General features: G+C 71.5%; 12 protein-coding genes and 1 pseudogene. 11 read left to right on the top strand and 2 right to left on the bottom strand.

What is annotated here, in order from left to right:
• Positions 1–70: 70 nt before the first annotated feature.
• The 4 genes from OIE40_RS15510 to OIE40_RS15495 all read left to right on the top strand — a co-directional run bounded on the left by OIE40_RS15510 (position 71) and on the right by OIE40_RS15495 (position 3,234).
• The gene (locus OIE40_RS15510; protein ID WP_264703727.1) at positions 71–769 is read left to right on the top strand and encodes an NUDIX hydrolase; all 699 of its coding nucleotides are present in this window, start codon (positions 71–73) and stop codon (positions 767–769) included.
• Positions 770–953: 184 nt separating this feature from the next.
• Positions 954–1,571, top strand: a complete 618-nt coding sequence (locus OIE40_RS15505) for an SAF domain-containing protein (RefSeq protein WP_264703725.1) — start codon at positions 954–956, stop codon at positions 1,569–1,571.
• Entirely contained in the window at positions 1,571–2,338 is a 768-nt protein-coding gene (locus tag OIE40_RS15500; protein WP_264703723.1) for a CpaE/TadZ family protein, read from the top strand. Before OIE40_RS15505 ends, OIE40_RS15500 begins: the two co-directional genes overlap by 1 nt.
• The gene (locus tag OIE40_RS15495) at positions 2,335–3,234 is read left to right on the top strand and encodes a hypothetical protein (RefSeq protein WP_413774504.1); all 900 of its coding nucleotides are present in this window, start codon (positions 2,335–2,337) and stop codon (positions 3,232–3,234) included. Before OIE40_RS15500 ends, OIE40_RS15495 begins: the two co-directional genes overlap by 4 nt.
• 47 nt (positions 3,235–3,281) lie before the next feature.
• Here the strand turns inward: OIE40_RS15495 and OIE40_RS15490 are convergent, their stop codons facing one another.
• Together OIE40_RS15490 and OIE40_RS15485 are read right to left on the bottom strand one after the other, a co-directional pair.
• The gene (locus tag OIE40_RS15490) at positions 3,282–3,500 is read right to left on the bottom strand and encodes a recombinase family protein (protein WP_264703721.1); all 219 of its coding nucleotides are present in this window, start codon (positions 3,498–3,500) and stop codon (positions 3,282–3,284) included.
• 322 nt (positions 3,501–3,822) lie between these two features.
• A complete protein-coding gene (locus OIE40_RS15485; RefSeq protein ID WP_264703719.1) occupies positions 3,823–5,361 on the bottom strand; it encodes a recombinase family protein in 1,539 nt (512 codons plus the stop codon).
• A gap of 50 nt (positions 5,362–5,411) precedes the next feature.
• Here OIE40_RS15485 and OIE40_RS15480 point away from each other — a divergent pair.
• The 7 genes and pseudogenes from OIE40_RS15480 to OIE40_RS15450 form a co-directional block, all read left to right on the top strand.
• A pseudogene (locus tag OIE40_RS15480) lies at positions 5,412–6,077 on the top strand (ATPase, T2SS/T4P/T4SS family); the annotation flags it as partial.
• Positions 6,074–6,928, top strand: a complete 855-nt coding sequence (locus tag OIE40_RS15475; protein WP_264703717.1) for a type II secretion system F family protein — start codon at positions 6,074–6,076, stop codon at positions 6,926–6,928. The pseudogene OIE40_RS15480 and the gene OIE40_RS15475, both read left to right, overlap by 4 nt.
• Positions 6,925–7,803 (top strand): hypothetical protein, encoded by an 879-nt coding sequence (locus tag OIE40_RS15470; RefSeq protein WP_264703715.1) that lies wholly within the window; start codon positions 6,925–6,927, stop codon positions 7,801–7,803. Before OIE40_RS15475 ends, OIE40_RS15470 begins: the two co-directional genes overlap by 4 nt.
• Positions 7,804–7,822: 19 nt before the next feature.
• A complete protein-coding gene (locus tag OIE40_RS15465; protein ID WP_264703870.1) occupies positions 7,823–8,002 on the top strand; it encodes a hypothetical protein in 180 nt (59 codons plus the stop codon).
• On the top strand, positions 7,999–8,355 hold the full coding sequence (locus OIE40_RS15460; RefSeq protein WP_264703713.1) for a TadE/TadG family type IV pilus assembly protein: 357 nt from the start codon (positions 7,999–8,001) through the stop codon (positions 8,353–8,355). The genes OIE40_RS15465 and OIE40_RS15460 overlap by 4 nt, the downstream gene beginning before the upstream one ends.
• Entirely contained in the window at positions 8,352–8,792 is a 441-nt protein-coding gene (locus OIE40_RS15455) for a TadE family protein (protein ID WP_264703711.1), read from the top strand. Before OIE40_RS15460 ends, OIE40_RS15455 begins: the two co-directional genes overlap by 4 nt.
• Before the next feature lies 1 nt (position 8,793).
• Positions 8,794–11,730, top strand: coding sequence for a LysM peptidoglycan-binding domain-containing protein (locus OIE40_RS15450; RefSeq protein WP_264703709.1), 2,937 nt, complete (start codon positions 8,794–8,796; stop codon positions 11,728–11,730).
• Positions 11,731–11,781: the final 51 nt, after the last annotated feature.

Genomic DNA, 11,781 nt, shown 5'->3' with positions numbered 1-11,781 from the left:
CTTTGTTCTCGTCATTATGACGATAACCCGTTCCGTATTAATCGTCAATCTGACGCGATAGGGTGCGGGGATGGGTGAATGGCAGCAGGATCCAGCGACCTTTCCGCAGGCGGTGGCGGTCGACCTGGTGGTCTTCACGCTGCGCGAGGACGGTTTGCGGGTGCTGCTGGTGACCCGGGGGGTCGACCCGTTCCTGTGGCGCCGGGCGTTACCGGGCGGCTTCGTCGGGCCCGACGAGACCCTGGACGCCGCCGCGGAGCGCGAACTACGCGAAGAGACCGGTCTGCGGCAGGTGGAGGCGCACCTGGAGCAGTTGCGCAGCTACGGCGACCCGGGGCGCGACCCCCGCACCCGGGTGATCTCGGTCGCCTACCTGGCGCTGGCGCCCGACCTGCCCGACGTCACCCCCGGCTCGGACGCCGCCTCGGCGGCCTGGGTGCCGATCGACCAGGCGTTGGCCGGCGGGCTCGCCTTCGACCACGACCGGGTGCTCGCCGACGGCCTGGAACGGGCCCGCGCCAAGCTCGAATACTCCACTCTGGCTACGGCTTTCTGTCCCGAGGAGTTCACCGTCGCCGACCTGCGCGGGGTGTACGAGGCGGTCTGGGGAACCGGGCTCGACCCGCGCAATTTCCACCGCAAGGTGACCGGAACGCCCGGCCTGCTGATCGACACCGGCCGCACCCGCAGCGAGGGTCCCGGACGCCCCGCCGCGCTGTACCGGGCGGGTGACGCGGTGGGTCTCAACCCACCGCTGATCAGGGACTGACGCCAGGGTTATCCACAGGCTGCATGGCTCCCGTGAGGCGCTATCGGGCCTGCGTCGAACCACAGACCGTGCCACACGGCGTCCAGGGCCGGGGTTGTCCACAGATTTCATGAGACTTCCCGGAACCGTCTGTGTGCGCACTTACTCTCAACGCACCCTGTCGCCCACCCGAGGTGCAACGTCGATGACCGACAAGAACGAGCCGCCGGCTGCCGCCGCTGTCCGCCCCCGCAGAAACCTGCGCTGGGTGCTGATCGGGGTACTCGCGATCTGCCTCGGCGGGCTCGGATCGGCGGTGCTGTACTCGTCGGTGTCCGACGCCACTGCCGTGCTGAAGGTGAACCGCACCATCTACCGCGGCGAGGTGATCGGTGCAGCCGATCTCGGCCCGGTGAACGTCGGCACCCACCTGGGCGTGGTCACCGTGCCGGCCGAGGCGGCCGCCGAGCTGATCGGCAAGACGGCGCTGACCGACCTGGCCGAGGGCTCGCTGCTCACCCCCACCTCGATCGGCGAGCCCCAGCTCGCGGCGGGTGAGTCCAGGCTCGGCCTGAAGCTCAACCCCGGCCAGGTGCCGGTGTCGCCGCTGCCGGCCGGGACACCGGTGGTGCTGGTGCCGATCACCGCCGCGAACGACGGCGAGGCGTCCGGAGCCTCGTACCGGGCGACTGTTGCGGTCGCCCCGAGCATGCTGGCCGACGGCAGCACGTCGATCGAGGTGACGGTCGGCAACGCGGACAGCGACGAGGTGGCCCGGCTCGCCGCGGCCGGCCGGCTCGTCGTGGTGAAGCGGGCGGCCTGATGGCCATCATCGTGCTCGCCAGCGCCGGGCACGCTCCCGGCGTCACCACGACCGCCCTCGGCCTGGCCCTGACCTGGCCCCGCGAGGTGTTGCTCGTCGATGCCGACCGGACTCCGACGCAGGCCGTACTGGCCGGCTACCTGCGGGGTGAACGGCCCGGTCAGCACGGTCTCGGCCGGCTGCTGCAGGCCGTCCGCGAGCGACGTGGCGTCGACGAGGTGATCGACGGCGAGACCCTCGAGTTGCCACCGTTGCTGGCCGGCGCCCGGCCGGCCAGGTTCCTGCCCGGCTTCCCGCACCCCGGCATCGTGGGGCTGTTCGGCGCGGCCTGGGCCGACCTGGCCGGTGCGCTGAGCGCGACCGAGGGCGACGTGCTGGTCGACGCCGGCCGCGTCGGGGCCGACGGCCTGCCGGATGCTCTGGTGACCGCCGCCGATCTGGTGCTGGTCGTCACCGGATCGTCGTTGGTGTCCTTGGCTGGGCTGCGGCTGTACCTGCCGGCCCTGGCCGAACAGGCGTCCGAGACCGCGCTGCTGCTGGTCGGCAGCGGCCGCCCCTACAGCCGCGCCGAGGTGCAGCAGCAATTCGCCACCACGATCGCCGCCGAGGTCGAGCACCACCCGGGCCATGCCGCCGTGCTCAGCGACGGGGCCCCGGTGCCGCGGCGGTTCGCCGAGTCGTCCTACGTCCGCAGCCTGCGGGTCGCCGCGGCCTCGATCAGCGGCCGCCTCGAGGCGGCCCGGGAACTGATCGGGGCACGCCGATGACCTCCACCAGGCTGACCACGGTGCCGCTGTTGCAGGACCTGCCGTTCGAGACGACGGTGAGCGCCGACCGGCTGCCGCCACGGCGTCCGAAGAGCACGGGAGGCAAGGGGCCCGACTGGCAGGAGTCCCGCCCGGGCGTCCGGGCGGGCGAACCGGCATCGATCGACTGGGCGCTGGTGGTCGTGCTGAGGCGCAAGGCGTCCGAACTGATCGCCCGGGCGCTGGCCGAGCACCAGGACAAGCACGGCCTCGCGATGCCCGACGTCGACCGGCGGCTACTCGGTCGCTCACTGGTGCGGCAGGTGGTCCGCGACCACGCCGAGGATCTCTCCAGCAACGGCCGGGCGTTGTGGTCGATCGCCGTCGAGCACGCCTACGCCGAGGGGGTCGAGAACGCCATCTTCGGCTACGGGCGGTTGCAGCCGCTGTTCGAGATCCCGGGCGCCGAGAACATCGAGATCCATGGCCATGACTCGGTGATGGTGCAGTTCGGTGACGGACGCCGCGAGGCGCGGCCACCGGTCGCCGACTCCGACCAGGAACTCGTCGAGGCGATCCGCTTCCTCGGCGAGTCGGTGTCGCCGGCCCGGCCCTTCGACGACGCGCACCCGACGATGACACTGGCCCTGGGCGACCGGTTCCGGCTGCACGCGATCGGCTTCGGGCTGTCGTACAGACCGAGCATCACGATCAGGCAGCACACCCTCACCGAGGTGTCGCTGAAGGACATCGTCGGCGCCGGGATGATGCCCGAGCAGGTCGGACGGTTCCTGCACGCGGCGGTGATGGCCCGCAAGTCCATGGTGATCGCCGGCGACCAACGGGCCGACCGCAAACCACTACTGTACGGAATGCCCTGCCGACTGTGGACCCTGAAGTTGCTAAACGCAACTTGACAAGGCAAAACACTGCCTGCGGCGCTTGGGTTTGCTGGGCACCTGAGCTATTGTGAATGTCGAGCCACCGAGCCGAGCAGTTGGACGGGGCGGCCCGCGAGGCTCTTGCCGCTGGCGGCTCGCTCGCGGCGTATGTCGAGGTCCCACCCTCGCAGGTCGGCCGCGATCTGTAGGTCCCGCGCCTGCGCCTCGGGGCCGTTCTCTTGCTTGTTGGTGCTGACGCGGATGTAGCCGATTACTCGGGGCCTGCTGGGAGTCGAACGCATGTCCTAATAATACCAACCACCGATGGCGCTATAAAGGTAGTACGAATGGGCGGAAGGGATAGTTAGCCTTGAGCTAATCACCGAGTCGCTGCCGGAACCTGGCGGCCCTCTCCACCTCAGGGGTACTGGGGGTACTGCCAGTACCCCAGGGGGTGTGTGTCGACCACCACCAACCCCCAAAACGGCCCAAATATAGAGCTACAAGGTGAAATAGAGAGATCGATCCACTCGCGTATTAGGCCCAGCGCCGCCCAACACACACCCCCGGGGTACTGCCAGTACCCCAGTACCCCACCGGCCACCCAGCCAGTACCCCAAACACCTACATCGAACCGTGCTCTTGTACGTTCGTCCAACCGGCATCCACGATTGAGCCGCCGCCCGGTTCCGCGTCGCCGGGGGACATGCCCCACTCGAACGACAACCGCGCCAGCCGTCCGGCGTCGGTGCGGTCGCCCCACTTGCCCCGCCGAACCATCACGCGGTCGAGCGCGTGTCCCAACACCTGCCGCCGCTGCTCGTCGCCCTCCGCGGCCTCCCAGTCCTCGGCGAACGTACGCACTTCGCCCAGCGGCACGAGCCGCGTCTGGGCGGGCTGGTGGCGGGCCTCTTCCTGGACCTCCTTCAGCCGGCCGATCTCGGCGACGATGGTGGCCGCCCGCTCGGGCGTCGCATTCACGACCTCGCGGCCAAGCTCGGCCAGCCGCACCGACGCCTCCTGCAACTGCACCGAGCCACCCTCCACAACCTCCACCACGACGGTGAAGTGCGGTACGTCGCCGAGTTCGGCCAAGAACTGCGCCACCACCAAGTCGTCGGGGCTCGTGATCGTCTGGCCGCACTCGCGGCAGTGGTACGCGGCGCGCGGCCGGTCCTTGGTGCCGATCACCTTGCGCCACATACGCACGGGCTCGTCGTGCTCGGCGCACCACAGCAACCCCGACAACAGGCCCGAGTGCTTCCGGCGCATCGCCCGGGGGGCCTTCTGTGGTTTGTCCTGCTCCTGCAGCCGGGCCAGCATCGCCCGCCACTGTCCCACCGGCATCACCGCGAGCGAGTCGTCTACGACGGGCAGGCCGTCGGCGTCGCGCACGACTTCGGCCCCTCGGGCGTGGCTCGTGGTGTTGCCGGGGTTGTGCGGCAGCATGCCCGCCAACAGCGGATGCCGCACCAAACGATCCACGGTCGAGTACCGCCAGCGGTCGGCCTGTCGCGGCGTCGGCGCACCCGACTCCTGGAGCCACTGCATCGTCGAGTAGATCGAGAAGCCTGCCTCGGTGCGGCGCACAATCTCGCGGAGGGTGTCGATGCGGTCGGCGTCGTGCGTGATGACGTACCCGGCCCCGTTGGGGTTGGGGGCCTTGCGGTAGCCGTACGGCAGCACCCCGCCCGCGTAGCGGCCCGAGCGGAGCAGGTAGTCCCTGGCGGCCGTTTGCCGGTCGCGCATGGCAGCGGCTTCCATCTGGCCGAACACAGCCAGCATGATCGCGAACGCTTCGCCCTGCGCGGTGGTCATGTCGATGGGGTCTTCCACGGCGACGATGCCGCCACCCTTTGCCTTGACGGCCTCGTTCGCGTTGAGGAAGTCGATCACTCGGCGGGCCAGCCGGTCGACCTTCCAGATGACTACAGCGTCGTAGCTCGTCGGGCTCGCCAGCATCGCCCGCCAACCCTCGCGGTCCTCGGGCCGGTTGTGCGTCGCGCTGACGCCCTCGTCGGTGAAGGTGCCCACGACCTTCCAGCCGCGAGCTTGGGCGTACGCCTGCCCGGCTTCTAGCTGGCGGGCGATGGACACCGACTCGTCGGTGCGCAACGAGATGCGGGCGTACAGCACGCAACGGCGGACCTTGGTGGGTGACATGGTGGGCTCCTTGGCGGCTCGGGTGTTCCTGCCCCTTCAACAGTAGTGGTTTGCTAGCAGCAGGGCAGGGCGCCGGCAAGACGACCCTGCTGCGGGCGCTGATCGATGCGATCCCCGACAACGAACGGTTCGGCACCCTCGAGACCGACTACGAACTGCTCACCCACCTGCGTCCGAACCGCCGCAACATGCTGGCCCTGCAGGCCAAGGTCGGCCTGGGCGAGCAGTCCGAGGGCCGCCGGCTCGGTGAATACACCGTCGCCGACCTCATTCCCGAGGCGCTCCGGCAGAATCTGTCTCGGCTGGTCGTCGGCGAGGTTCGCGGCACCGAGGCGGGCGCGATGTTCGAGGCGATGCAGTCCGGGGCAGGCACGCTGTCCACCACGCACTCGCATTCTGCTGCGTCCACGATGGACCGACTCGCCTCCCGGGTGGCTCAGGGCGGCGTGCTCAGCGTCGATGAGGCGTACCGCCAGATCGCCCACCACATCCACCTGCTGATCTACGTGAAGCTGGTCGACGACACCTGGCGCGGAGGACGCCGCACCCGGCTGGTCGCCGAGATTCGGCAGCTGACCGGTGCGGTCGAGTCGGGCCGCCCGGTCACCCATCTGGTCTACCGGGCGCCGACCTCGTCCGCCGAGGGCGTCTTCCATCCAGAGCCGGCCTTCGCCGACGAACTCGCCGAGTTCACCGACGCCTGGGACCGGTCGTGACGCCGGTCGTGGCCTGCCTGTTGGGCGCCCTGCTGGCCGGCGGGGTGGTGCTGGTGGTGGCGGGGCTGCGGCCGCGGACGCCGGCACCCGAACGGGTGCCGATGCGGCGTCCCGACTGGCTTCCGCGGCTGACGGCCCTGGCCCGCAGGCACGGGCTGGCGCTCGGTCTCGGCGTGGCGGGTGGCATCGTCTTCGCCGCGATCGCCGGACTGCCGGTGATGCTGGTCGCCGTGCCGGTGGCGGCGGTCGGCCTGCCGATGCTGCTCAGTACCCCGGCCAATCGCGACATCGAGCTGCTGCAGGCGCTGGACAAGTGGGTGCGCGGCCTGGCCGCCATGTTGCCGACAGGGCGGTCGATCACCGACGCGATCAGGGCCTCGGTCCGCAACGCCCCCGAACCGCTCGCCGCCCCGCTGGCTCTGCTGGTCGCCCGGCTCGACGACCGTTGGAGCGCGTCGGAGGCGCTGCGGGCGATGGCCGACGAACTCGACTCGACCGATGCGGACGCGGTGCTGGCCGCCCTGTCGCTGGCCGCCGCCCGTGGTGGCACCGGCGCCACCGCCACGCTGCACGGACTGGCCGACTCGATCCAGGAGCGGCTCAGGGCCCAACGTGAGATCGAGACCGAACGGGCCAAGCCGCGGATCGTGGTGCGGCAGGTCACGATCGTCACGGTGTCCGTGCTCGCCTGCGCGCTGCTGTTCGGACGCGGGTTCTTCGAACCGTACGGAACCGCGATCGGTCAGTTGATCCTGTCGGTGCTGCTCGCGGCCTATGTGGGCTCGCTGGTGGTGCTCCGGCGAATGACCACGCCGCGCAGGCGCGATCGCATCCTGCGAGGGGTGCGATGACCGGGTTGTGGGTGGCGATCGCCTCCGGCGTCCTGGTCGCCGGCGGGCTGTGGGCGTTGGCCGGGGTGTTCGTTCCGGCGCATCCGCGCTTGTCGGACGCCCTCCGCTCGCTGGACGGGCAGCTCGAGCCGGTCGCCGCCGTGACGTCGGCCGGCCCGGACCGGGTGGGCGCCTGGGTGCGGGTCCGCACCCGTGGCACCGTCGACGAGCGGATCGCGCGTGAGCTGCAGCTGCGCAGCATCGGTCTGGACAGGTTCTACACGTGGAAGGTGGCGGGCGCACTGGTCGGCCTGGCCCTGCCGAGCCTGCTGGGGCTGGTGCTGCTGGTCACGACGGGGGCGTCGCTGCTGCTGCCGTTGCTGTTGTCGGTGGTGCTCGGCCTGATCGGATTCTTCGCACCCGACATCGCCATCGGGCGAGGTGCGAAGACCACAACGTCCGACGCCGTCGAGGCCCTGCTGACCTTCATGGACCTGGTCACCCTCGAGCGGCTCGCCAACTCCAGCGCCACCCAGTCGCTGCACGCGGCCGCGGCCGTCTCGGACCAGGCGGTCTTCGTCGCGATCCGGGACAGCCTGCAGCGCTCCAGGCTCGAGCAACGTGCCCCGTTCGCCGACCTGAAGAAGCTCGGTGAGCAGTTGGAGCTGCCGGCGCTGTGCGACATCGCCGATGTGATGAAGCTCGACGACTCCGGGGCTTCGCTGTCGGGTGCGCTGCGGGCGCGGGTCAAGGAGTTGCGCGACGCGCACCTGACCGCCGCCAAGATCGAGGCGTCCGCGGTGTCGGAGCGGATGACGTTCCTGATGGTCGTTCCCAGCCTCGTCTTCGCCCTGTTGTTCCTCATCCCACCGTTGCTGCGCATCCTGGGCAGCTGACCAACCCCGAAGGAGACCCATGTCCGCATTCCTGAACCTCGTCGTCGGCTTCCTGCTGAGCCCGCCGAAGCGGGACGAACGGGGCCTGTCCCAGTCGACCGAGAACGCCCTGCTGCTGGCCGGGGCGGTCGCGGTCGCCGGCATCGTGGTCTTCGCCGTGACCACCTTCGTGACCAGCCAAATGGGCAAGCTCAAATGAATGAGCGCGGGGTCGCCGAGTCCACCCAGTGGGCTCTGCTGATCCCTGCGCTGATGCTCGTCGTGCTCGGCACGATTCAGGCCGGGGTCTGGTTGCACGGGCGCACCGTGGCGTCCAACGCTGCCTCGGCCGTCGCCGAACAGGTCGCCTGGGGTCGCGCGTCCGACGGCGAAGCGGCCGCGATGGGACGCCGGATCGCCACCGGCGGCGGGCTGCAGGGCCCTGAGGTCCACATCGTTCGGCAGTCCGGCCTGGTCAGGGTCCAGGTGACCGGTCGGGCACCCCTCATCTTCGACCTCGGCCTGGGCGCCGTCACCGAGCATTCGGTGATGGTCACCGAGGAGCGGCCATGACCGGGCCGTGCCGTGTCACGCGGTCCGAGCGGGGGGCGGCCGCGCTCGAGTTCGCGCTGATCGTGCCGGCGCTCGGCCTGCTGATCACGACGATGATCGGCGCCGGACGGGTGTGGTTCGCCCACACCCAGGTGGAACAGGTCGCCGGCACCGCGGCACGCGCCGCCTCGGCCGCCCGGACGCCCGGCGAGGCGCGCGTGGCGGCGGAACGGGTCGCGCGCACCCAGTTCGAGACGGCCGGCCTGTCCTGCGCCGCCGTGCACGTCGACCTCGACGTGACCGGCTTCGCAACACCCGTCGGCGAACCTGCCCGGGTGTCGGCCCGGGTGAGCTGTTCGGTGCCGTTGTCCGACCTCATCGTTCCCGGCTGGCCGGGCCGTTGGGAACTGTCGGCCGAGTCGACCTCGGCCCTCGACCGCTATCGAAGGAGAAGCTGAGATGGCTCGCCTGCGCGCCGCCGGAGCGGCCCTGCTGCTGCTCGCCGGGGTCGTCGGGGTACCCCTGGCCCTGGCGGCGTGGGGGACGTCGCCGACCACCCTGGCCAATCTGCTGCGACCCGACGACGGGTCGGGAGTCCTGGCGTTGCTCACCGTGCTGGGCTGGCTGGCCTGGGCCGGCTTCACCGCGTCGGTGGCGGCCGAAGCGGTGAATCTGCTGGGCCGGCGCGCGGTGCCGCTGCGGCTGCCGCTGGTGAACGGTCTGCAGGCGCTGGCCGGGGTGCTGGTGTTCACCGCCCTGTCCTGGTCGGCGTTGCCCGCGGACGCCGTCGCCCGGGTGGACGGCCCCGAGCGGCCGTCGGCGGCGCCCGGAGGCGGTGCCGACGACTCCGGTGTCGTGGGCGACCCTGCCGGCGCCGCCGAGGCGTCCGGCTATCTGGTGCGGCCGGGCGACGACCTGTGGAGCATCGCCGAGCAGGAACTGGGCGATGGTGCGCAGTGGCGGCGCATCGTCGAGGTGAACGCCGACCTGCAGGAGAACCCGACCATCGATCTCGAAGCGGGGACCCGGCTGGCGATGCCGGTCGCGCCGATCGGGGCCGGCCAGCCGGCCGGGCTGAGCGACGACGCCGAGAATGCGGCGCACCAGCGTGCCGGCGGCGGCGCGCCCCGACCTGCCGAACGCAGGGTGACGCGGCAGCGCACGGTGGTGGTGGAGCGCGGCGACACGCTCAGCGGCCTCGCCGAGGAACACCTCGGCGATGCGGCGAAGTGGCCGCGAATCTTCAGGGCCAACCCGCAACGGATCGCCGATCCCGACCTGATCGACGTGGGCTGGAAGCTGGTCCTTCCGGCCGGCAAGGGGCGGCAACCCAAACCCGCCGAGGCGCGACCGGCGCGCAAGCAGGTCGACCGGTCGCAGATCGAGGCGCCCCGAGCCGACCTCCCACGGGCCCAACAGGACGCCGACCAGCCGGCTCCCGCCCCGCCCGGACCCGACGACCGGGCACCCAGTTCGGCCGCAACGCCGGCCAGCACGGCGTCCGGTGCCCCGAGCACCGACGCGCAGCAGTCCGCGGCGACGAGGACGGCGGACGTGACCTGGCCGCTGATCGGGGGACTGTCGGGCAGTGCGGCGGCGATGATCCTCGCCGGGTTGGGGGTGAGCCGGCTCGCCCAGTTGCGGACGCGTCCGCTGGGCCGGCGGATCGGCCACCCGCCGGTCGACGTCCGCCGGTACGAGACGGCGCTAGGGCATCGCGAGCGGCCCGAAGCGACTGAACTGCTCGAGAAGGCGCTGCGTGCGCTCGGCGACCACGCCCGCCGCACCGGACGCCCACTGCCGCGGCTGCAGCAGGCACGCCTCAGCGGCGACGCCGTCCGGTTCGTGTGGGACGAACGCCACGATCACCCTCTGCCCGACGGATTCACCGGCGACCAGGACGGCTGGAGCCTCAGCATCGACGCTGCCGCGGCCCTGCCCGCCACCAGCCACCCGGTGCCGTTCCCGGCGCTGGTGACCGTGGGCCGCGCCGGTGAGGGTGACTGGGTGATGATCGACCTGGAAACCCGCTCGCCGCTGTCCCTGACCGGGTCGCGGGCCCTGCGGCACGCGGTGGCGGCGGCCATCGCCGTCGAGCTGTCCTGCTCGCCGTGGGCGTCGGAGGTGTCGCTGACGGTGGTCGGCGGCGACGAGATGTTCGTCCGGGCGGCCTGCCCCGAGCTCGTCCGCTTCCACGCCCACCCCGCGCCGGCCGTCGAAGCCCTGGCAGCGTTGGCCGCCGAACGCGGCGCCGACGTCTCACCCACCGTGCTGCTGAGGGTCGACCCCGACCGCTCGGAGGCGGGGGCCGCGCACGTGACGCTGTTCGCCGACGAGCCGGACGAGGAGTCCCGGTCGCGGATCGGGCGGGTGCTGTCCGAGCGCGACCTCGGGGTGGCGGGCATCGTTGCGGGTGACTCGACGTCCTCGGCCCTCGTTCTCACCGGTGATGAGGACGATCCCGCCCTCACCCTGCTGCCCGAGCGGCTGACGCTGCGCCCGCAACTGATCGCCGCCCACACGCGGGCCGCCATCGGCACCATCTTCGCCGCCACGGACCAGGCCAACCACGACCGGGCGCCGTGGTGGTCGCGGGCCGACAACGTGCGGGCGTTGCCGCACCGTGCGGCGCTGCGGATCGACGAAGCCGAGCCCGACGAGCCCGACCACCCCTACCTTCGGCTGCTGGGCCCGATCGACCTGCTGGGGGCCGCCGGTCCGGCGCCGAGCCGGGCGCGGCGGCAGTGCGAGGAGTACTGCGGGTGGCTGCTCGAGCACCCCCGCAGCACCGCCACCCGGATGGCCAACGAGCTGGTGGTGGCCGAAACCACCCGGCGCTCGAACATGTCCCGGTTGCGGTCGTGGATGGGTGCCGATCCCGACGGCGGGGCCTACCTGCCCGAGGCGTACTCGGGCCGGATCGAACTGCACCCGGCGGTCGAGTCGGACTGGCAGCGCCTGCAGGTGCTGGCCGCACCCGGGGTCAACCGGTTGGCGCCCGAAACGCTGGTCGACATGCTCGAACTCGTCCGGGGGGCGCCGCTCGCCGACGCGGCACCCGGGCAGTGGCGCTGGGCCGAGGAGCTGCGTGCCGACATGTCCTCGTTGATCCGCGACGCCGGAGTGGTGCTGGCGCGCTGGGCCGTGGAGCACCAGGAGGTGGAGGTGGCGCGCTGGGCCGCGGCCCGGGCGCTGCTGGCCGCACCCGAGGACGAACTGCTGCTGGTCGAGCGGATCAACACCGAGCTGATGGCCGGCAACACCGCCGAGGTCCAGCGGCTGGTCCGTTGGCTGACCGGGCAGGCCCGGGCGCTCGGCGTCGACCTGGCGCCCGAGACGGTGGACGCCTGTCAGCGTGCGCTCGAGGGCCGGACGCGGCCGCGCGCGGCCCGCTGACGAGCGCTGGACGGAGCCCAGCCGAACCGTCGTGGGCGGGCCTAGGCTGCC

The organism is Micropruina sonneratiae (genome assembly GCF_025972045.1).
Taxonomy (GTDB): domain Bacteria; phylum Actinomycetota; class Actinomycetes; order Propionibacteriales; family Propionibacteriaceae; genus Micropruina; species Micropruina sonneratiae.
The sequence above is the reverse complement of the archived record's forward strand: the minus strand, read 5'-3'. Positions and strand labels throughout refer to the sequence as shown.

Coding starts and splice junctions, on each gene's coding strand:
- OIE40_RS15500 (WP_264703723.1), top strand. CDS start 1,571: ATGGCCATCATCGTGCTCGCCAGCGCCGGGCACGCTCCCGGCGTCACC.
- OIE40_RS15485 (WP_264703719.1), bottom strand. CDS start 5,361: ATGTCACCCACCAAGGTCCGCCGTTGCGTGCTGTACGCCCGCATCTCG.
- OIE40_RS15510 (WP_264703727.1), top strand. CDS start 71: ATGGGTGAATGGCAGCAGGATCCAGCGACCTTTCCGCAGGCGGTGGCG.
- OIE40_RS15490 (WP_264703721.1), bottom strand. CDS start 3,500: ATGCGTTCGACTCCCAGCAGGCCCCGAGTAATCGGCTACATCCGCGTC.
- OIE40_RS15455 (WP_264703711.1), top strand. CDS start 8,352: ATGACCGGGCCGTGCCGTGTCACGCGGTCCGAGCGGGGGGCGGCCGCG.
- OIE40_RS15465 (WP_264703870.1), top strand. CDS start 7,823: ATGTCCGCATTCCTGAACCTCGTCGTCGGCTTCCTGCTGAGCCCGCCG.
- OIE40_RS15460 (WP_264703713.1), top strand. CDS start 7,999: ATGAATGAGCGCGGGGTCGCCGAGTCCACCCAGTGGGCTCTGCTGATC.
- OIE40_RS15470 (WP_264703715.1), top strand. CDS start 6,925: ATGACCGGGTTGTGGGTGGCGATCGCCTCCGGCGTCCTGGTCGCCGGC.
- OIE40_RS15495 (WP_413774504.1), top strand. CDS start 2,335: ATGACCTCCACCAGGCTGACCACGGTGCCGCTGTTGCAGGACCTGCCG.
- OIE40_RS15450 (WP_264703709.1), top strand. CDS start 8,794: ATGGCTCGCCTGCGCGCCGCCGGAGCGGCCCTGCTGCTGCTCGCCGGG.
- OIE40_RS15505 (WP_264703725.1), top strand. CDS start 954: ATGACCGACAAGAACGAGCCGCCGGCTGCCGCCGCTGTCCGCCCCCGC.